Source organism: Flavobacterium sp. B183 (assembly GCF_023539155.1).
Taxonomy (GTDB): Bacteria; Bacteroidota; Bacteroidia; order Flavobacteriales; family Flavobacteriaceae; genus Flavobacterium; species Flavobacterium tructae.
Genome location: NZ_CP097434.1, coordinates 1,090,219 through 1,111,770 on the forward strand (window position 1 = coordinate 1,090,219; position 21,552 = coordinate 1,111,770).

Consider the following 21,552-nt stretch of genomic DNA (forward strand, 5'->3'; position numbering starts at 1 on the left):
GTTGGAATAGATTCGTTTTTGTTTAAAAATAAATTTAAAAAAATGATACAAAAAGGAGTTATCGCAATTTTATTTTTCGTTTTGCTTGGCAATCCCATTTCGGTTATGGCTCAAACAGAGCCGGAAGATATTGCTATGGCAACCGATGAGTATCAGGATGCTTTTTATGAATCGTTGAAACAAAAAGGAATTGAAAATTATGATAAGGCTGTCACTTCATTACAAAAGTGTATCAAACTAAAACCCAATGATGCGGTAGCTTATTTTGAACTTGGGAAAAATTATCTGTCCTTAAAAGATTATCGAAACGCACAGGATTCGTTTGAAAAAGCAACTCAGCTTGATCCTAAAAACAAATGGTATTGGTTGGGAATTTATGACGTAAGTTATGAAACCAAAAATTATCCTTTGGCGATTGAAACCATTCAGAAAATAATGGTTTTTGATGAAGAGTACAAAGATGATTTGATTTCGCTGTATATGATCACCAATCAGTTTGATAAAGCGTTGGTGGCGATCAATGAAATGAATGAGAAGTATGGGAAATCAGAAGATCGTGATCGCTATAGATTGCAAATCTTATCTCAGGGGAAATATCAAAATGCAGAAATTGATAACTTGATTGAGCAGATAAAGCAACATCCAAAAGAAGAATCAAATTATGTAAATCTGATTTTTTTATATTCAAAATCAGAAGAAACAGATAAGGCGCTAAATGTTGCGAAACAACTGGCAAAGGAAATTCCAACTTCAGAATGGGCGCAGGTAAGTTTGTTTAAAGTCTATCTGGATGCTAATCAGGCCGATAAAGCGATTAAGGCAATGAATGTAATTTTAGGAAGTTCAAAAATTGATTCCAAAATAAAACATCGTACCTTAAATGAGTTTTTGATCTATACGAACAAAAATCCACAGTATGCTCCAGATTTAGAGAAAGCCATTTCGTATTTCGATAACGATCCTAATGTGGATGTGGCCAAAGAAATTGGAAAATTCTATCATAGTAAAGGTCAGTTTGAAAATGCGATTAAATATTACGAAAAAGATTTAAAAGCCAATTCAGAAACAGACCGTGAAACCAATTTGCTTTTGCTTGAAGCGTATGCCCAGATGAAACAGTTCGAGCCAATGACAAAAAGAGCGATGAGCATGATCGAGGTTTATCCAAGTCAGCCGCAGTTTTATTATTATGCCGGTTTAGGAAACAATCAGCTAAAGCAATTTAAAAACGCAAAAACCGTTTTAGAAATAGGACTCGATTATGTGGTAGAGGACAAAACACTGGAGGCAAATTTTAATATTCAGTTGGGAGAGGCTTGCAATGGATTGGGAGATGCAAAGAAAAAAGAGGAATACTTTTTGAAGGCAAATGAATTATTGAAAAAGAGAAAATAGAGGAAAGAGGGGGATGTACTTACATTCTAAGATCTTGATTTTTAGTTTTCTACAACCTGAAACAACACTATAAACAATTAAACAGATTTTGATTTGTCCAGATTCAAAATTAAAAAAGGCGGTAAATGAAAAAATATATAGCGATAGCGGTATTGTCTGTTTTTATGATTTCCTGTAAATCAAAGGCGGTTGCAGTGCAGAACAATACCAGCGAAGTAAAAGAAATTACTCCAAAAGAAGAAAAAAAAGTAATAGAGAATCATTATAACAATAAGTTAGATTTTTCAACGCTGTACGTAAAAGCCGGTGCAAGATACGTTGACGATAAACAAAGTCAGAATGTTACCGCTGAGATTAAAATTGAAAAAGACAAACAAATTTTAGTAAGTGTTCGTTTCTTGGGTATTACTATGGCAAAAGCTTTGATTACGCCAACAACAGTAAGCTACTACGAAAAAATAAACGGGACCTATTACGAAGGCGATTTTACAAGTTTAAGTAAATGGCTGGGAACAGAACTGGATTACAGTAAAGTTCAGAATCTATTGGTTGGTGAAGCTTTAGATGATTTGAGAAAGGGAAAATATGCCCAAACTATAGTAGATAATCTTTTTCGTTTAGAAGATGAAAAAGATTCTAATTTGAAAAAATCATTCTATTTGGATCCTGAAAAATACCTGTTGCAAAAAGAAGAGATCTCACAGCCATCAGAAAACAGATTCTTGCAGATTTCTTATGGCGACAGTAAGGTTTTCAATCAGGGAATACTTCCAACAAGTATTGAAATCAGTGCAATTCAGCCAAAAGGAAAAACAAATATTAGTTTAAATTACAATACGATTTCGTTTAACGAAGAACTTTCTTTTCCTTACAGTGTGCCAAGTGGTTATAAGAAAGTTATAATTAAGTAAATTTGCAAAAAGAAAATATAAACATGCCAAAATTTCTCCTAAGCCTAATTTTTATATGTGCCACTACTTTTATGTGGGCACAAGATTCGCAACAAGAAAAACTGGAACAGCGTAAAGCGCAGATTCAGCAGGAAATTAGAGATAATGAAAAGATGCTGCAATCGGTAAAGAAAAAAGAAAAATCGGCAGTAAATGTTTATTTAATTCAATCCAATAAAATCAAGCTGAAAGAAAAGCTGATTAATACTACTGCAAAACAGGAAAAACTTTTGAGTAATGATATGTATATTAATCAGGTTAAGGTTAATAAACTTAAAAAAGAGCTGGAAGTATTAAAGGCAGATTATTCAAAAATGATTCTTAAATCATACAAAAGCCGATCTGAGCAAAGCAGAGCCATGTTTATTTTATCTTCAGAGAGCTTTTTGCAAGCCTACAAAAGAGCGCAATATTTGAAACAATATACCAATTTCAGAAAAAACCAGGGATTAGAAATTCAATCTAAAACCGCGGAGCTGGAAGACTATAATGCCAGATTAAATGGTCAGCGTATTGTGAAGAAGAAGATTATTGCTGAAAATGAAAAAGAAAAACAAAGTTTAGAAACGGAAAAGAAAGAGCAGCAAAAACTAGTTAATTCGATTAAAAAAGACAAGAACAAAATTATTGCCGATACGAGAAGCAAACAGCAGGAGGCCAAAAGAATCGACAGACAAATTGATCGTTTGATTCGTGAAGCCATTGCAGAAGCCAACAGAAAAGCTGCCTTGGAAAGAGCAAAAGAAAATCCTGGTTCGACAGCATCTAAAACGCCGGTTTCTTCTTCTAAAATTGCATTGACTCCGGAAGGAAAAATTTTAGCTGCCGACTTTAAAGCCAACAGAGGAAAATTGCCATGGCCGGTAGAAAAAGGATTTATTTCATTAGGATATGGTGATCAGCCTCACCCTCTTTATCCGTCATTAACGGTGCATAATTCAGGAGTTGAGATTACAACAGAACAAGGAGCAAGTGCCCGTGCCGTATTTGAAGGAGTAGTATCGAGTGTAATTGTTTTGTCTCCAATCAACAGAGCTGTTATGATTCAGCATGGAGATTATTTTACCGTTTATCAAAATCTTAGTCAGGTTTTTGTGGAGAAAGGTGATAAAGTAAATGTAAAACAAAGCATAGGAAAAGTGAGAACCAGTGGTGACACCGGAAAAACAATCATTAAGTTTTTGATTCTTCAAAATACATCCAATAACAATCCGGAAGGATGGTTGCAAAACAGATAATAGTAGTCAACTGCAGTTTTTGAATTTACAATTATCCGTTATTTGTATTAATACCGATATAATCTGGATAAATGTTATAATTGGCATAATTTTGAAAATGGTCACAGATAACACAAATTAACTCCGAATAGGGCTCCAACGGAGCCTAATAGATATAGCAAAATTATTAAGTACAACAAATGAGCTCCAACGGAGCGTTATATAAGATGTTATTGTTATATTATCAGGAGAAAATTTGACAAAATTGCAGATAATCACAGCAAAGATTCTTTGTTTCTTGTAATGAATGGATTGTGAAAAATTTGATATAAAAAGGGAAAGTTAAAAAGATTTATATGCCGCTCCGCTGGAGCTTTTTGATATTGGGAAATTAAAATTACTATACCTATTTTGCTCCGTTGGAGCAGTTTTATAAAAAATAGTAGTAGTTCTTTTTAAGAAAGATTTTAATTTATATGATTGTCCGTTAAGCGGGCTAATAAGTCAATAATGCATACAGATTAAACGGATTTTCTAAAAATCTGTTTTTATCGGTTTAAATCTGTGTCATCCGTGTGCCATTTTAAAAATTAGTATAAGTAACGGATAGGCATATTTAAATTCAACTTTTACAAAGATTTAGAAAACTGTGTAATAATAAAGTCGATTCACACTTAAATAGAAAAAAACCTTTTCACCGGAAATAGACTGGTGAAAAGGTTTTTTGTTATTTGAAGTTAATCGTATTGTTCAAGTAAATATTTCATAACATCTGTTGTCGTTACAATTCCGGTAAGTTTACCATTGTCGACAACGGGAAGTGCGTGAAATTCCTCCGTAACTAAAATTTGAGCTAAATCCCGAATACTGGTATCTGATGAAACGGTTTTTGGCTTTGAAGTCATGATTTGAGAAATACTGAGCATTTCTAAAATAGCTTCGTCTGCCTCCTCCTGTCCTTCGAACAAAGCACCAAAAGTTAGGCGATTAATATCCGTGCGGCTTATGATACCAATTACTTCTTTGCCTCTAACGATTGGAATATGGCGGATAGTGTGTTGTTTTATAAGTTCAACGATTTTTTTAAGGTCGTCATTTTCACTTGCAGTAATGACGCTTTTAGTCATAATATGACTGATAGGTTCTCTCTTTTTCATAATATGAAGTGTTGTATTATTTCCATTAAAATTGTGAAATAATTCACATAAAACAAATGACCTTTATCATGTTTTACAACTTCTCAAAATATTGAAACAAGTAGCGTATTTGTTGAATTTTCTTTAGAAGGAGAGCTATTTTTGAAAGAAATTGAACGAGAATGCAAAATTCATCCTATTGTTCATTTGAAATTGCACCGATTGAAATTTAAAAATAGTATTTTTGCAGTATGGAAACAAACAGACAGAAAAAAATAGGCGGTGTCATCCAAAAAGATTTGGTTGATATTTTGCAAGGTGAAGTGCGAAAAAATGGAATCACTAATTTAGTAATTTCAGTATCCAAAGTTAGTGTTACTACAGATTTATCGGTAGCGACAGTTTATTTAAGCATTTTTCCTCAGGATAAAGCCCAAGAAACTTTAGAAGGCATAAAGTCAAATACAACTTTAATCAAACACGATTTGTCACAACGTGTGCGTTTGCAATTGCGTCGTGTACCTAACCTGGTGTTTTTTATTGATGATTCTTTAGATTATATCGAAAAGATTGATAATGCGTTATCTAACAGAGAGAACCCAATTGAAAACCGTGATCTTTTAGAAAAAAGAAGAAAATCATAAATTGAATTTCCCCCTTTACATAGCCAAGCGTTATATTTTTAGCAGAAGTAAAAACAATGCTATCAATATCATCAATCGTATTGCCAGCATGGGAATTATTGTTGGAACGATGGCTTTGTTTGTGGTTTTGTCCGTTTTTAGCGGACTAAAGGTTTTCAGTCTTTCGTTCACCAACGAAATAGATCCTGATCTGAAAATAAGCAGCACTTACGGAAAATCGTTTTTTGTAACGCCGGATCAGGAAACACAGCTTAAAAACATTGAAGGAATTGCTTCCTACAGTAAGATTATCGAAGAACGGGTTTTGTTTTTATTTAAAGACAAACAGCTGGTAACCTACTTAAAAGGCGTTGACAAAAACTATATTGTTGTTAACGATATCAGGAAAAAACTTTTTAACGGAGAATGGCTAAAACCGGATACTTATCAGGTGGTTATTGGTTATGGAATTGCTCGTGATTTTTCGTTAGGAATTCTTGATTTCGAAAATCCTTTGCAAATATTTGCACCCAAACCAGGAAAAGGAGCGATCGAAAATCCGGAAGAAGCATTCAATAAAACAGACGTTTTACCAGTTGCAATTTACTCCATCAGTGAAGATTTAGATTCAAAATATGTTTTTGCTGATTTGGGTCTGACGCAGGAATTACTGATGTATAAAACAAACCAGATTTCCGGAATAGAATTCAATCTGAAAGGAAACGCCAATGAAACTGCGATCAGATCTCAGCTGGAAAAATTATTCAAAAATAAAATCACTATAAAAAACAGAGCACAGCTTAACGAATCTTTGTATAAGATGCTCAATACCGAAAACATTGTAGTGTACCTGATCTTTACATTGGTAATTATCGTAGCCCTTTTTAATTTGGTCGGGGCTTTAATTATGATGATTTTAGAGAAGAAGCACAATCTGAAAACGCTTTTTAATCTGGGAACAGAAATCACCAGTTTACGCAAAATATTCCTTCTTCAGGGAACTTTGTTAAGTGTTTTTGGAGGTATAATTGGTCTTGTTCTGGGAATCATTTTAGTATTGCTTCAACAAGAATACAATTTGATTATGCTGACACCTACTTTGGCCTATCCGGTCGTTTTTACTTTAGAAAATGTACTTATCGTGATGGCAACCATTGTATCACTTGGTTTTGTTGCTTCTTTAATTGCCAGCAGCCGTGTGAGTAAAAAGCTTCTTGATTAGTATTTCTACCAGAAAAATATTACCTATATTTACCGTCTTAAAAATCTACAGCATATGATAGTTTCTGCTTAGTCCTATTTTATTTTTAGAATAATTAGGATACTTACGTTTGTTTTTTGAGTTCAGATCGTTGCATCTGGACAAATTTTATCATTTATCTTAATTTATTATGACAGAAACTACCATACAGAAAAATCTATTTTCTAAAATTTACATGACTTTAAAACAGGCTCTCCAGGGAGATGAGTCTTTTGATTATACCGCAGGAAGCATTAAAAAAGCAGTCATTCTCTTAGCCATTCCGATGGTTTTGGAAATGATGATGGAATCTGTTTTTGCTTTAGTCGATTTGTATTTTGTCGGGCATTTGGAGCACAGCAGTTTTGCAATCCAGACGGTTGGATTAACCGAATCGGTTTTAACCATTATATATTCTATTGACATCGGGTTAAGTATGGCTGCAACTGCAGTCGTAGCAAGGCGTATTGGAGAAAAAGATCCCGTCGCTGCTGCAAAAGCAGGAATGCAGGCCATCGTTATTGCATTTGTGTTAAGTATTTTTTTAAGCATTTTTGGAATTATCTATGCCAAAGATATTCTCCTTTTAATGGGAGCATCTGCAGACGCGGCCGAACATGGTTTTAGATATACCCAGATTATGATTGGTTCCAGTTTAAGTATTACGCTTTTATTCCTGATTAATGGAATCTTCCGTGGTGCCGGAAATGCTGCAATCGCCATGAAAAGTCTTTGGATTGCCAATATTTGTAATATTATTTTATGCCCGATACTAATTAATGGTTTTGCCGAAATTCCTGCACTTGGTTTACTTGGTGCTGCGATCGCCACAACTACCGGAAGAAGTATTGGTGTTCTGTATCAAATTTATCATTTGTTCTATGGAAATGGAGTTTTGAAAATTAAAATGTCCTACCTCTTACCGGATTTTAAACAGATAAATGCCTTAGTAAAAATTGCGGCACCAGGCGTATTACAGTTTGTGATCGCTTCCTGCAGTTGGATTTTTCTGGCGCAGCTGGTGGCAACAACAGGAGGAGATCACGGATCGGCAGGTTATCAGACCGCTCTTAGAATAATGATGTTTTTTATTCTTCCGGCCTGGGGATTGAGTAACGCCGCTGCGACTTTGGTGGGGCAAAATTTAGGAGCCAAACAAATTGAGCGCGCGGAGAAATCTGTTTATACTACAGCAAAATACAATGTCATCTTTATGGCGACTATTATGATCATTACCTTGTGCTTTAGCGAATATATCATCTCATTTTTCACCAATGACGAAATGGTAAAAACCATTGCTGTTGAAGCGTTACAGATTATGAGTATCGGATTTATTTTTTACGGAATCGGGATGGTTTTGATCAATACGTTTAATGGGGCGGGAGATACCTGGACACCAACAGGAATTAATTTCTTTGGATTTTGGCTGTTTCAGATTCCGTTGGCATTTGTGCTGGCAAAACATTTTAATATGGGACCAAAAGGGGTTTTCATTGCCATTCCGGTTGCTGAAACTGCTATTACTTTAGCAGGGATTTTCTTTTATAAAAAAGGAAAATGGAAACGTGTTCAGGTGTAATTCTTAAGAGTAATATTTTTTTAATATTAGAAAAACCTTCTATTTTGAAGGTTTTTCTTGTTTAGTATAAATAGGTGCAAACTATAAAAACGTAGATAAAATAGTACTTTTGAATTTAAAACAATCAAAATATTTGAATTATAGAATAATGAAAAATCAGTTTAGAAAAATTAAGATTACAATTGGAGTGGGTTTGTTCGCTTTTACCATGCACTCACAGCAAATAGGGGATGGATTGGCGAAGGGAATAGGTGATTTTACAGTACCTCTTCTTTCAGGAACGTATTGCGCACTAAATCCAACTGGAACATTACCTGAAAATGATTGGCAACATTTATTTGTAGTCAGACACCCAAATCTTAACAATAATTATCAATTGCAGATAGCTTCAATTATATCTGAGAATGATAAATTGTATTTCAGAAAGTTAGCAGCCGGAGATGCAACTGCAATCAATCCAAAGTGGCATGAGCTAGCAACCAGAGGGAAAAATAATTTTATAGGAGATCAAACAATTACTGGAAATGTCGGTATAGGAACTCCAAATCCGAGTGAAAAACTCGAAATTTATAACTCAGATACTACACCGGCTGTAGTTTCCCTAAAAAGCAAAAGAAATGATTTGTCGTTTGTTGATGTGGGTAGAATAAGTGCCAAACAGGAATCTGTAGAGATAGCAAGAATTGGAATGCCCAGAGCTGGAGGAACATATATGGGATATTTGACCTTTTGGACAAAAGCAGATAATAATGGCGATTTAACTGAAAAAGTTAGAATTGCTGAAAATGGTAATGTTGGTATAGGAACCCAGAAACCAACTGCAAAATTAACTGTAGCAGGGGATATTAATTCACGAGAAGTTAGAGTCAGCGTAGATGCCGGTGCTGATTTTGTTTTTGAGAAAGATTATAATTTACCATCGTTAGAATTTGTGGATAATTATATTAAAGAAAACAAACATTTACCTCAAATTGCTTCGGCTACAGAAATGCAAAATAATGGTATTAATTTGTCAGAGATGAATATAAAACTTTTACAAAAAATTGAAGAGTTAACTCTTTATACGATTGAACAGAATAAAAAGATTAATGAACTTCAAAAAGAAAACAAAAGGTTTACTGACATTGAAAAAAGACTGGAACAAATAGAGGCAAAAAAATAAAAAGAGTTAATCTTTGTCAAAGCTTCCAACTTTGACAAAGATTAATTTAAATATTTAAACAAACTCATATCCGGCATAAACCTGTTCGATTTCTTTCATAACGGCGAAAAGATTTTCAGGTTCATCAGTAGTAACCAGTTTTTGTTTGTATTCTTTAAACGAATGGATTCCTTTGAAATAATTGGTGTAATGACGGCGCATTTCAACAATTCCCAAGCGTTCGCCTTTCCAATCCATAGACCATTGCAAATGATTTCTGGCGGCTTCAACACGATCAATTACGGTAGGAGAAGGTAAATGCTCACCGGTATTAAAATAGTGCTTGATTTCGTTAAAAATCCACGGATAACCAATCGCAGCGCGACCAATCATGATTCCGTCGATACCGTATTCATTTTTATATTTCAATGCTTTTTCAGGACTGTCGATATCGCCATTTCCAAAAATAGGCATGGTGATTCTCGGGTTGTTTTTTACACGTGCAATGTGCGACCAATCCGAATGACCTTTATACATTTGTGCACGGGTTCTGGCGTGAATTGTCAGAGCCTGAACACCAATATCCTGAAGCCTTTCGGCTACTTCATCAATATTAATAGAGCTATCATCCCAGCCCAAACGTGTTTTTACCGTTACAGGTAAATCGGTACTTCTGATCACCGCTTTGGTTAAACGTACCATCAGATCGACATCTTTCAAAACTCCCGCTCCGGCACCTTTGCAAACCACTTTTTTTACCGGACATCCAAAGTTAATATCCACCAAATCCGGTTTTACGGCAGAAACAATTTTAGACGAAAGTGCCATTGCTTCTTCATCACCACCAAAAATCTGGATTCCAACAGGACGTTCGTAATCAAAAATATCCAGCTTCATTCGACTTTTGATAGCATCACGAATTAATCCTTCCGACGAAATAAATTCAGAATACATTAAGTCAGCGCCATGCGTTTTGCACAATCTGCGAAACGGTGGATCGCTCACATCTTCCATCGGTGCGAGTAATAAAGGAAATTCGGGTAATTCTATGTTGCCAATCTTGACCATCTTCAATATTTTTTGCAAAATTACAACATTTAGTTCAATTTGTACCCAATTGAGGTTCAAAGGTTCAGAGAGGCAAAGGTTCAAAGGTTTTTTTGTCTGTTTTTTGAACGGTATTCTGTCTTTGTTTTTTAAAAGAATTGAGACTCGGAGGCTCAGAGTAGCAAAGGCTCAAAATTTTTCAGATAACCTTTTTCCCTCTGAACCTTTGTCCCTTTGAGCCTTCTCAACGGTAATCAAAAAAACGAATAGGTTTTCGGCTCATAGGGTTAAAAACCAAAGGATTTAACGCTTCTTTTGGAGCGAATTCAATTTTTGGGGTTACTCTTAATTTGGCTCTGAAATGATCTTTAATCTCCTGTAAGAATTCAGGAGTCTGATTTTTTACGGCTATTTTGATCAGGATCTCATCGGTTCCCAAATCATTGGTAGAGATCTCGATAATATGATTTTCGATATTGTCAAATCCGCTCAGAACATCATTCATTGCAGGCGGATAAAGTGTTGTGCCTTTGTATTTGATCATTTGTTTTTTGCGGCCAACAACCGGACCAACACGCAAGGTATTTCTCCCGCAGGCGCAGGGAGCATTGTGTAATTGAACAATATCTCCGGTTTTAAAACGCAGTAAAGGCATGGCTTCGATACCTAAAGTGGTAAAAGTCAATTCGCCAATTTCACCTTCTTTTACAGGTCTATTATTTTCATCTAAAACTTCTACAATGATCAACTCCGGATGATGATGACCACCAACACCGTGTTCACATTCGGTAAAAGCAGTGCTCATTTCGGTAGAGGCATAAGTGGAGAACAACTTAATATTCCACTTTTCAGTGATTTTGTTTGACAGGGTATTCATTGAAAAATCCTGATTTCGCAAAGGTTCGCCAATACAAATGGCGCCTTTTATGCTGGAGTTGTTGTAATCAATTCCGTGTGCTTCGGCGTATTCGATTAATTTCAGTAAAAAGGAAGGAACAGTAATCAGGTAAGACGGTTTGTATTTTAAAATCGAATCCCATTGCAATTCCGGAATTCCAGCACCAACGCGGATTACACCCACTTTTAATTTTCGCAGTCCCAGAAAATAAGCCAGACCGGCCATAAACTTTCTGTCAATTGTCGTCATCAGTTGTACTACATCACCTTCGGCAATTCCGGCGCAGGCAAACGAAATGGCTTCGTTATAAGCCAGACGATCCAGATCAGAATCGGTTAAACCAAAAGTAACAGGATCGCCCAAAGTTCCGGAAGTAGAAGCATAATCAATAATCTGATGTTGCGGAACACATAAAAAATCATCGTTGTACTCTTGTAAATCTTCTTTTGTTGTTACGGGTAAATGCTGTAAATCTTCAAGGGTTTTAATCTTAGAAAGGTCAATATTTTGTCCGGCGAAAAGACGTTTGTAAAAAGGAGAATTTTGACTGATATAGTGTAATAGTTCCGCTAACTTCTGCTCTTGAAAAATTTTAATTTCTTCTAGAGAATTTTTTTCTATTAATGGAATCATTGTAATTTTCTTTTGATTTTTTTTAAATATTTTTCAATCACTGTTTTGTCTGGAACAGTTGTGATTTCTTTTGTTAGTGCTTTTTCAAAATTGGATTGAGAAAGACGGTACTCTTTTTTTTGATAAAAGTACAACCCTGCTTTGTAATACACAACCCAATAGTCAGGGTTTAACGATTGGTAATTCGGTATGAATTGAGGACTTATTGTTTCTTTGTTTTTCAGATATGAATCAAATTTGTGATCTTCGACTCTAAATTTTTGGTAATTTTTATAGGCTATTGTTTCTAAAAAAGGATCTTTTGGAATGTCTAAATTTACTTGCTGTAGGGAAACAATGCGATCCGTTTTTCTTTCTTTAAAAATACTATCCAGATTGTAACAGACAAATTCACCTAATTGATACGGATTTGTAGACACCCAAACCTGTTTTGTAGCAGGTTTAAAGATAACACCGTGATGAGCCATCAGCTGGTTAAGTGCTTTTTCATTACCATATCCCAGATTAATATTGTTTAAACCCTCTTTGTTTCGAAGAATTTCAGAGGCAATTTTAGGATCGATTTTCGGATTTTGAGAAAAAAGTTCCTTCATCTTTTCCATACGATATTCAGAATGACTGTTGGCCATTTGAAACCGATTGCGTTTTTCGTTTTTTAAATCTTCTCCCTGAAAATGATTCGAACAAAATAATTGATTGCTGTTTGGAGTCTCGTAAACGTCCATTTTTTGAGGTGTGACTTCAATCAGAACGGCTTTGTTATCTTCTGCACTTCCCAACATAATTGATTCGGATACAAAAACGGCTCTTTTTTTGGCAATAGCAATTGCTTCGTTTATGTTTTTGGCGTGCTGTAATATTTCACGGGTAAGAATTGAAATGGGTGTTTTGGCAATCAACGGAATTTCAGATTTTCCGGCATTGATGGTAACCGTTAGTCCCTTTTCATTCATTCCGGAAACCGCACCAATCATTCCGGGCCAGGTAATCATCATAAATTTGTTACCTTCTTTGGGATTGATAAACGCCACGATTTTGTTTTCAGCGAAAGCATCGTTCACATAAAAATCAAAGTTGCGTCCGAGGATTAAATTTCCGTCTTCCGATTTTTCTCCCCATGCCGCAAAAGACGAACAGCCCACTAAAGCCAAATCCTGCAAAGCATGACCAATGTCGTGTGCAGCATGCAGGTACAAACTGCGTTGGTATTGTGGTGCAATGTTATTAAAATCAGGAGAGGTGTATTGTGAAACTCCAAAAATTTCGGTTTGATATTCTTCCGGAACATTCAAATATAGTTTTCGATTGTACCATTTCAGGAAATGACGAAGGAGTTTCTGCTGAAATTTTGACGGAACGATATCCTGTATTTTAGAGAAGAAAATACGCTCTTGTTTTTTTAAAAGCGAATCTGATAAAGCACCCGTGTTGAGTCCAATTTCTAATGGATCGCCTTCGGCATACAATTCCCAAAGGCCTTGTTTGTTTTTTAAAAGTGAATTTTTTCCGGAAATAAAAATACTGTCGGAAAGTTTGGTGACAACAGGTTTTGTCGCATTGTATTTGGCAATCTCAGGCTGATGTCGCATTGATTTTGATGTTCCGCAAGAGGCCAGCATCGTTAAAAAACCGATAGATAAAAAGAATATAATTCGGTTTTTCATAGCTTTTTATTCAGATGCCTGATTGATTTTGTTTACCAAATATTCTTTACCAACAATTTCAGAACAGGTTACCACGGCTCCAATAGTTACTCCGAGAACTCCATGCATGTTGATACTTTGGCCCGTAAGATACAAATTATCCAGCTTGGTTTTTGAGGGAATCAGCGTTTTCATCGGATTATTTGAATCCTTAACATATCCGTACATATTGCCATTGTCCCCGCCAATATAGTCGCGATAGGAGAGCGGTGTCGAGGTATGAACGGATTGAATGCAGTTTTTGATCCCCGGAAATTTCAGCTCGATTTCTTCTAAAAACTTTGCCGCTTTTTTGGCTTTAAATTCTTCGTAACTCTCTCCACGGTCATTTTCTTCAACCGTAGTATTAAAAGTAGTTGCCCACGGGATTACATCATCGTATTTCATGTAGGTAATAAAAGTCATCCCTTCTGCCCATTCTTCCTGTTTTTTGGAGGCATTCATTGAGGCCATAAAGCCTTTTGGCCAGGAATCATCATCATAGTTATGAGCGGTCCAGACTTCGCTGCTTTTCTTAAAATGATAATGGTTATGATTGATGTATTTAAAAGTTTTCGGTTTAAAAACGATGTACAGACTAAACGCCGAAATTACGCCTTCGAGACTTTGAACTCTGCTGTAAAATGATTTTCGGAAGTGTTCCTCTCCGGTCATTTTCAGAGTTGTTTTTGGCTCGATGTTAGAGATAAAATAGGAACCGGAAACATTGGTCCCGTCCTTCATGCTTACCGAAGTTACTTTTTTATTTTCAACATTAAAACGGGTAACTTCTTTGTATTTGTAAAATTCACCACCGTATTTTTTGAGCTGTTTTAAAAGCTGCTTGGTAATCTGACTTCCGCCATTGATGCAGCGCCACGAACTTTGAATATAAGAATTTACAGAAAGTGCATGAACATAAAAAGGTGTTTTGTCGGCAATTCCGGCATACAAAAAATTAGAACCGGCAAGAACTGCTTTCAGTTTTTCATTTTGGGTACATTCATCGATCGTCTGTTTGGCGTTTAAGCCTAAGATTTCATTATCGTATTTACCTTCCCATTCTAAATTGTAGAGCGGAAAAGATTCGCAAATTGTTTTTATTCTTTTGCAGTATTCCTCAATACCGGTTTTTTCTTCCGGAAAAAAATGTTCCAATTGGGAAGTAAAATTAGCGTAACCCTGTGCATGAGGATATTCGTTTTGATCGTCTTCAAAAGAGATGATGTCAAAACCGTTATCGTCCATTTTTTTGAGGTTAAGATGCTCCATAATGCCCAAATAGTTGAAATATTTGAACAGATTTTGTCCTTCTCCTAAGCCTCCGATGTAATGAATTCCGGTATCAAAAATGGTTTTATCACGTACAAATGTCTGGAGATTTCCACCATACTGATTGTTTTTTTCGAGCACGCAGACGCTATAACCTTCTTTGGCGAGAATAATCGAAGAGACTAATCCACCCAATCCACTGCCAACAATTACAACATCGTAATGTTCTTTCATGCTCCTTTTTTCTTTAATACAATTATACTGTTATCTTCAAAAACACATTCAAAGTCAAATGTAATCAAAGTGTTTTTTAAATCAGAAGGATTGAGCAAGATTACTGTAGAAGTTAGAGTAACGATTTTTTCAAGGTCATTCGCCTGATTTTTATCGGAAATCAAAAGAACATCATATTGATTTTGCAAAGCCGGTTCAAGCGTATCTAAATAAGAGATTTTTCTTTTTTTGAGGAAATAATTGGTCTTTGAAATTGCTCGTTTTTCTTCGTCAAAATTAAACGAAGTTATTTTTCGCTGAGGCTCCTGCAAGGTTAGTAATACATCTAATTGCCCATAATCATTGGATAAATGGAGTATTCTGTCTTTCGCGGAAAGCTGTTTGTTTAAACGATAATAGACTTCCAGATGCTCTTTTAAATCCCTCTTGACGTTATTGATGATTTCGATTTCTTTATAATCGAAACTGTGTAAAATCATTTTTTTGAAATAGTCCGGACCTTCTAATTGTTGACGAATTTTGTGGTACTCTTCTTTGAAAAAAGCACTCATTTGTTTGGTTCTCTCGGCATAATTTTTTCCGAAAGAAGTATTGTCCGGAGAAATTCGTTCCAGGATTGAAATCGTAAGATGGCTGTGATGAATGACAAAATCGCCTTTTGGAATCGCTTCTGAAGCTCCGTGAATGACCACAGGAATAATATCCAGATTAAATTCTTCAGCCAGATAAAAGGCTCCTTTATGAAAACGTTTAACCTGATTGCTCTCAGAACGTGTTCCTTCGGGGAAAATCATTAACGAATACCCTTCGTTTACTTTTTGGCGCAAATGTTCTACTCCGCCTTCAATTCCCTCCGAAACCGGATAAAAACCTGCTTTTCTGACGGTACCGCCAAAAATAGGAGAGTTGTACACCCAGTCACTTACTAAAAATATAATTTTAGGACTCAACATTCCCATTGCCAAAATATCAATGAACGAAGAATGGTTGGCAATAATAATGGCCGGTTTTTCGAAGGTTTCTCCAAATTTATTCACGACTTTTTTATGAATAAACGGATTGGAATACAATACCGATTTCATGAATTTTGAGATCACGTATCGGAAGGCTTTCATTTTTGTTTTCTCCTTTATTGGAATAAGCGGCATAATAGTGATGCTGAAAAGCGACATCAAAATTCCGCCCATACCGTAATAGAAAAAAGAGATGACACCGTGTATAAAAGTGCGTAAGACAAACGGAGGATTTCCTTTTTTCGAGCGGTTTGAAATGAATATTTTAAAAAGAATAGGGTAGAATATAAACGTAATAATAAGTGCCGCAAAAACGCCGATTAGTGACACAGATGAAATAGATCTCAACGCTGGATGCTTAGCAAAAATCATTGCACCGATTCCTAAAATAGTGGTGATTACTGCAAGAATGATAGAGGTTCGATAAATGGCAATTTCGTTTTTCCCAGTCGTATATTCTTTTTGAAGGGCGCTGGTCATAAAAATACTGAAATCGACGCCGTGACCAAAAATCAGGGTACAGACAATCAAGCTGAATATATTCATCTGAAGTCCAAAAACACCCATAATTCCAGCCGTAACAATTCCCGTTAAAGCAATTGGAATACAGCTTACAATAACCAATTCCAGTCTTCGGAAAAAGAAAAATAAAATCAGAATCACCGCTATAAACGAATAATTTACCAGTGTGTTGAAATCGGTTTTTAAAGTACTGAAAAACGTTTCATTCATCTGCTGGCGATCAATTGCAATCAGCTTTTGTTTAGTCTCAGTTGATTTTACGAAAGAATCTCTTTGTTGAGGACTCACTTTTACGAGAGTAGAAATGGTGAAGAATCCGTTTTTTTCGGTTACAAATTCTTTTAGCTGTAAAGCCTGTATTTTCAAATATTCCTGTGCGGAAATGGGTTTGAAATTGAAATTCAAATGCTCAAAAAAAGCGGTATAAGTCGTAGGTTTAAATCCGAGTTTGGAACCTTCGGCAATTAGTTGTGTTTGTAAAAGCTGTTTTTTGTTGGCGTCCCAAAACGAATTCCAACGATCGATTTTTTGCTGTTGCTCCTTTTGCGAAAGCATGATACCGCCAACAGAACTAAAATTCAATATTTTGCCGTTTTGTTTTTCTTTTGATAAATCGGAGAACAGGGCAGAGTTATTTCGTAAAACCTCTTCCATACTATTTCCATAGGATGCTACATAAATACTTTTGGAGGTGAGGCTTGTACTTTCTTCCAGATCTTTTTCAGCCGCTTTTATTTCTGTCGGAATAAAATTCAGTTGTGACAAATCGTTGTTGAATCCCACATTCTTATAAGTAAAGCAGGAAACAATGACTATTAAAACACAAAAAACAATTAGAAATTTGTTGTTGTGAAAAGAAAAATGAGCCAGTTTATCAATCACATTTTTCTTGTGTTCTATGTTATTCTCTTTTGGTTTGTAGAGATGCGGAATAATTAAAAGAGAGAAAAATGCCGAAGCCATTACGATAACGGCAGCGAAAATCCCCAAGTCATTTAAGGCATCTGATTTTACAAAAAGCAGGCACAAAAAGGCAACAGCCGTTGTTGAACTGCTCATGATGACCGGCATAGTAATATCTTTGTACAAGGTTTTTATATCGCTGTTGTGCTTGTAGTGTGTGAGAATATGGAGGGAATAATCAATGGTGATTCCCAGTAAAATAGAACCAATTCCTAATGAAATAGCAGAAATTTGTTCTTTTGCAAAATATAAAAAGGCGATGGCAAACAAAGCGCCAAAAACAGTAGGAAGAAAAATAATTATCGGAATCAATACTTTTCTATAAAACAAAATCAAAATGAGCATCAGTGTAAACATCGCGATTGATGTGGTCAGGATGATATCACTCTTGATTTGATTGGCATTTGCGACTGCAATCAGGGCAGAGCCAAAATAATGAATCGAGGTTTTGGTTTTGTATTTCTGATTCAGATTGTCCTGAATGGATTTCAGTTTTGCTGCAAAAAGGGTATTCTGTTCGGTTTCGCTTGAAGGAAGATTTGAGGTAATAAAAAGAAGTAATTTCTTTTTGTCTTTGGTCATGACAAAACCATTGTCAAGCGTAAAATCGTCACCAATATTTAATTGCTGTAATTTTTTTAAAGCGATAAAGGAGATTCCCAACGGATCCTGTAAAATAAAATCTTTCGTGATAAATCCTGATGGAGCGATAATTGATTTATAATTTCCCTGAACTGTCGCCGCGATACTGTCTTTTTGAAGTTTACTTTGCAGGACTTCGTAATCCTTATTTTCCAGAAAAAGAGGCAGATTGTGATAGACGAAATCAATGGTTTCCTGAATATTTTCTTCGTCAATTTTTCCCTGAATACCGCTTACATAGGGCTTGCAGGATTGAGTGACACTGTCTGAAAAAGCAGTTGCCATTTCTTTTAGATCGTCTTCGGTTCCGTTTTTATCGAGTTTGAAAATAACGGTAGTTTTATCAGCAAAATTAAGCTGTTTAAGCACTTTTGCCGTGACATCTGTTTTATCATTTGTGGGAATCAGTTTGGTGATATCCTCTTCAAATTTAATTTGAGAGGCAAAAAAACCAAAAACAAAAAGGATCAAAATAGCCAGAACAACCGATAAAGATTTTCTTCGGTTTACAAACATATGAATGGCGTAGAAGTATTGATGCATGTTTATTTATTATTGTTTTTGCTTACAGTTTTTTTTGCCACAGATTGAAAGGATTAAATTGATTCTAAATGCGGTTGCCAATTCGTGGCTAAAAAAAATCTGTATAATCCTTTCAATCTGTGGCAAGACGTTATGTAATCTTGGTTTGGTTCTTAGCGCTAAAAGCGGTTAAAAGTAAATAACTTACCAGGCCTGCAGAGAGCGCTAAAACGGATGCTAAAATAAGACTTCCCACGATATATTGTGTTGCATTTTTTTGAATATCATCAAGTGTAACTGAACCATTTGCAGTTAGCATAACATCGTTTGAAACAAAGTAACTTCCCATTTTTAAAGACCCGTAAATAACGAAAGGAATGAAAGGCGGAAAACTTACATTTGAAGCCAGAAAAGCAATCACTTTGTTAAGCTTAAATAAGGTAGCAAAAGTTAAAAGCAGGATGGTTTGGAACCCCCAAAAAGGAGAAATTCCGATAAAAATTCCCAAAGCAATTGCTGCCGATTTTTTGAAATTGGAATCACTACTTTCTAAAATGTCTTCTAAAAAGAATTTTTTAAAACCTTTTTTTTTTGCTTTTCTAAAAAAATCTCTGGGTTTGATGTACAGCAATGCCCAAATGACCAAAACGGTATTTAATATGCTGATGCGGGTAAAGTCTTTAAACGGACGAAAGTGCGAAACTCGTTCAGCAGGATCGTACAAAATTTGTACAGGAATATTTTTAACCACAATACCTTTCCAGGCAGAGCGAACGATTACTTCAATTTCGAATTCAAATTTATTCGTGTAAAATTGTTTCGGAATGAGCTTCAAGGGATACAGTCGGTAACCGGATTGAGTGTCGTCGAGTTGAATTCCGGTTTCAAATTTAAACCAGAAATTAGAAAACTTATTTCCGAAACTGCTCTTTTTGGGAACATTTTCCTGAGTCATATTCCGGCTCCCAATCAATAATGAATTAGGATTGTTTTGAATCTCAGCAATAAAATTAGGAATATCGGCAGCAAAATGCTGTCCGTCCGAATCAATTGTAATGGCATACTCAAAATCTAACTCGATTGCTTTTCTGAAACCATTTCGTAAAGCTCTTCCTTTTCCCAGATTTTTAGGATGATGAATCTGAGTGCATTGCGAATAGTGTTTCAGAATTTCAGAAGTTTCATCGGTCGAACCGTCATTAACAATAATGACGTTTGAAGTGAAATCTAAAACAGAATTCAACACTCTTTTCAATGTTTTGTGATTATTGTACGTTGGAACAATCACACAAAAATTTGTAGCGTTTAGTAATTCCTGCTGTGGTAAAGTAGGTATCATGAGTTTTTTTTCCTTTATCTACTTCACAAATTGTTTCTCTTTCTCAGAGAAACTCTTTGATTGTAAAACAAAGTTTTTTAGATATTCTTTTAAAGCAGCACTTTGCTCTGCGTAATGATCAGTGAGGTATTTTTTGTCTTCTTTAATGTTTTTTCTATAGCCGGTAATTCCGGGAACGTTCTCCTGAATACTCAGGCGAATCATTCTCATTTCGATATTATTGGGATCATTTTTTATAGTGGCTTCCAATAATTTTGCACCTTCTTTAAAACGATCCATTTTATCTTTTAACCGGTTTTTAAACTTTGAATCCAATAAAATAGAAGCCGCTTTATAGGCTACCAGAATTTTATCATCGTCGGCAGAAATACCGGAAAGTTTTTCTGAAAATTCTTTAGCGTTTGCTTCTGATTTTGTGACGTCGGCATACATTTTTCTAATGCTGGATAAATCCGGAGTACTCACAAAATGAACCCATAAAAACAATGACAATACTAATTTCATAGTTATATTTTTTTGTACACATTGCTCAGTTTCAGCGCAACGGTGTCGTTAAAATAAGTGGTGTTTTTCACCTTAACCAAATTTTCTTCTGTTGTAACAATATCAAGTTCTAAACGTAATTCCGGATTTACTTCCGGATTAATGAGCGCCATAAACTTCACATTGGAAAGTGTCTGCATGATCAAAGTACTTTTGGTGATAGACTCCGTAAGTTCTTTTATAATCTGAATCATGCAAACTCCCGGCATAATCGGATTGCCCGGAAAATGACCTTTGAAAACGTCATGTTTTTCATTGATCAGAATCGAAATTGTGTATTTAGAATCTCCTGTTTTTTCTTCGGAAAGAACTTTGTAAAAATCTTTTAAAACCATATTTTTTTATTTGCCAAAAGGATAAGAAACACCTATTTGAAAACTAACATTTGTATTATAATCTCTAAACCAATAATCATTATTGTTACCGTTGCTGCCGTAATAATCACTATCAAGAACATCCACAATTCCTTTTTTGAAACGGGCCTCAAAAGTCAATCCGGAAGGTAATCTATAACCAATACCCATTATAAAAGCCAGATCAATATCTGATTTTTCATAAAGTAAGTTGTCTCGTAATCTAAAATCTAAAGTGGGTCCAGCCTGAAACTGAAAGCCATTTTTTAAAGTAAATTTATTGACTACAGCAATGGAAAGATAATCAATTTCTAAATCTTTCAAACTCACAACATCGTTACCGTTATTATAACTGATAAAAGTTTTAACGTTACTCGCACCTTGCTGACTATACGTGATTTCGGGTTGTAAAGTGTAAATTTTGGTTAATTTGATTTCACCAAAACCACCTATATAAAAATCAGTTTTATAGTCGGAACGTGTATTGGAGAATGTAGAAAAAGAAGCTCCTGCTCTCAAACCGGGTTTAAAGGTAACCTGTGCCTGTAAGCTTGTTAGGGCAAACAAGGCCAATACGATAATTATTAAATTTCTTTTGTTCATGATTT

At 35.3% G+C, this 21,552-nt stretch carries 17 protein-coding genes; 7 read left to right on the forward strand and 10 right to left on the reverse strand.

The genetic code is table 11. From position 1 onward, the window contains the following. The first annotated feature begins 42 nt into the window (after positions 1 to 42). The 3 genes from M4I44_RS04860 (at position 43) to M4I44_RS04870 (ending at position 3,583) form a co-directional block, all read left to right on the forward strand. A complete protein-coding gene (locus tag M4I44_RS04860) occupies positions 43 to 1,395 on the forward strand; it encodes a tetratricopeptide repeat protein (protein WP_249966671.1) in 1,353 nt (450 codons plus the stop codon). Between the two features lie 125 nt (positions 1,396 to 1,520). Further along, entirely contained in the window at positions 1,521 to 2,306 is a 786-nt protein-coding gene (locus M4I44_RS04865; protein WP_249966672.1) for a DUF4292 domain-containing protein, read from the forward strand. A gap of 23 nt (positions 2,307 to 2,329) precedes the next feature. Next, on the forward strand, positions 2,330 to 3,583 hold the full coding sequence (locus tag M4I44_RS04870) for a murein hydrolase activator EnvC (RefSeq protein WP_026110032.1): 1,254 nt from the start codon (positions 2,330 to 2,332) through the stop codon (positions 3,581 to 3,583). 716 nt (positions 3,584 to 4,299) lie between these two features. On the opposite strand, the gene M4I44_RS04875 is transcribed toward M4I44_RS04870, so the two are convergent. After that, on the reverse strand, positions 4,300 to 4,719 hold the full coding sequence (locus M4I44_RS04875) for a CBS domain-containing protein (RefSeq protein ID WP_070906201.1): 420 nt from the start codon (positions 4,717 to 4,719) through the stop codon (positions 4,300 to 4,302). Between the two features lie 230 nt (positions 4,720 to 4,949). Between M4I44_RS04875 and rbfA the strand changes: the two genes are divergently transcribed. The 4 genes from rbfA to M4I44_RS04895 all read left to right on the forward strand — a co-directional run bounded on the left by rbfA (position 4,950) and on the right by M4I44_RS04895 (position 9,302). Continuing rightward, the gene (gene rbfA, locus M4I44_RS04880) at positions 4,950 to 5,342 is read left to right on the forward strand and encodes a 30S ribosome-binding factor RbfA (protein ID WP_017496883.1); all 393 of its coding nucleotides are present in this window, start codon (positions 4,950 to 4,952) and stop codon (positions 5,340 to 5,342) included. Between the two features lies 1 nt (position 5,343). Then, complete coding sequence (locus M4I44_RS04885; protein WP_249966673.1) at positions 5,344 to 6,543, forward strand: FtsX-like permease family protein; 1,200 nt, start codon at positions 5,344 to 5,346, stop codon at positions 6,541 to 6,543. Positions 6,544 to 6,712: 169 nt separating this feature from the next. Beyond that, the gene (locus M4I44_RS04890; RefSeq protein ID WP_249966674.1) at positions 6,713 to 8,140 is read left to right on the forward strand and encodes an MATE family efflux transporter; all 1,428 of its coding nucleotides are present in this window, start codon (positions 6,713 to 6,715) and stop codon (positions 8,138 to 8,140) included. Positions 8,141 to 8,288: 148 nt separating this feature from the next. Beyond that, the gene (locus tag M4I44_RS04895) at positions 8,289 to 9,302 is read left to right on the forward strand and encodes a hypothetical protein (RefSeq protein WP_249966675.1); all 1,014 of its coding nucleotides are present in this window, start codon (positions 8,289 to 8,291) and stop codon (positions 9,300 to 9,302) included. 54 nt (positions 9,303 to 9,356) lie between these two features. Here the strand turns inward: M4I44_RS04895 and dusB are convergent, their stop codons facing one another. The 9 genes from dusB to M4I44_RS04940 form a co-directional block, all read right to left on the reverse strand. Further along, positions 9,357 to 10,349 (reverse strand): tRNA dihydrouridine synthase DusB, encoded by a 993-nt coding sequence (gene dusB / locus M4I44_RS04900; RefSeq protein WP_017496887.1) that lies wholly within the window; start codon positions 10,347 to 10,349, stop codon positions 9,357 to 9,359. 223 nt (positions 10,350 to 10,572) lie between these two features. Beyond that, positions 10,573 to 11,859: a phenylacetate--CoA ligase family protein gene (locus M4I44_RS04905; RefSeq protein WP_017496888.1), complete on the reverse strand. Its 1,287-nt coding sequence runs from the start codon at positions 11,857 to 11,859 to the stop codon at positions 10,573 to 10,575. Next, complete coding sequence (locus tag M4I44_RS04910; RefSeq protein WP_249966676.1) at positions 11,856 to 13,523, reverse strand: C45 family peptidase; 1,668 nt, start codon at positions 13,521 to 13,523, stop codon at positions 11,856 to 11,858. The genes M4I44_RS04905 and M4I44_RS04910 overlap by 4 nt, the downstream gene beginning before the upstream one ends. A 6-nt stretch (positions 13,524 to 13,529) precedes the next feature. Next, positions 13,530 to 15,047: an NAD(P)/FAD-dependent oxidoreductase gene (locus tag M4I44_RS04915; protein WP_249966677.1), complete on the reverse strand. Its 1,518-nt coding sequence runs from the start codon at positions 15,045 to 15,047 to the stop codon at positions 13,530 to 13,532. Continuing rightward, positions 15,044 to 18,730 carry a 1-acyl-sn-glycerol-3-phosphate acyltransferase gene (locus tag M4I44_RS04920; protein WP_249966678.1) on the reverse strand — a complete coding sequence of 1,229 codons (3,687 nt, stop codon included), beginning with the start codon at positions 18,728 to 18,730 and terminating at the stop codon, positions 15,044 to 15,046. The genes M4I44_RS04915 and M4I44_RS04920 overlap by 4 nt, the downstream gene beginning before the upstream one ends. A gap of 130 nt (positions 18,731 to 18,860) precedes the next feature. Further along, entirely contained in the window at positions 18,861 to 20,048 is a 1,188-nt protein-coding gene (locus tag M4I44_RS04925) for a DUF2062 domain-containing protein (protein ID WP_249966679.1), read from the reverse strand. Between the two features lie 18 nt (positions 20,049 to 20,066). Further along, entirely contained in the window at positions 20,067 to 20,552 is a 486-nt protein-coding gene (locus M4I44_RS04930; RefSeq protein ID WP_026110034.1) for a hypothetical protein, read from the reverse strand. A 2-nt stretch (positions 20,553 to 20,554) separates the two neighbouring features. After that, the gene (locus M4I44_RS04935; protein ID WP_249966680.1) at positions 20,555 to 20,926 is read right to left on the reverse strand and encodes a 3-hydroxyacyl-ACP dehydratase; all 372 of its coding nucleotides are present in this window, start codon (positions 20,924 to 20,926) and stop codon (positions 20,555 to 20,557) included. A 6-nt stretch (positions 20,927 to 20,932) separates the two neighbouring features. Beyond that, on the reverse strand, positions 20,933 to 21,547 hold the full coding sequence (locus M4I44_RS04940; protein ID WP_017496895.1) for an outer membrane beta-barrel protein: 615 nt from the start codon (positions 21,545 to 21,547) through the stop codon (positions 20,933 to 20,935). Positions 21,548 to 21,552 lie beyond the last annotated feature (5 nt).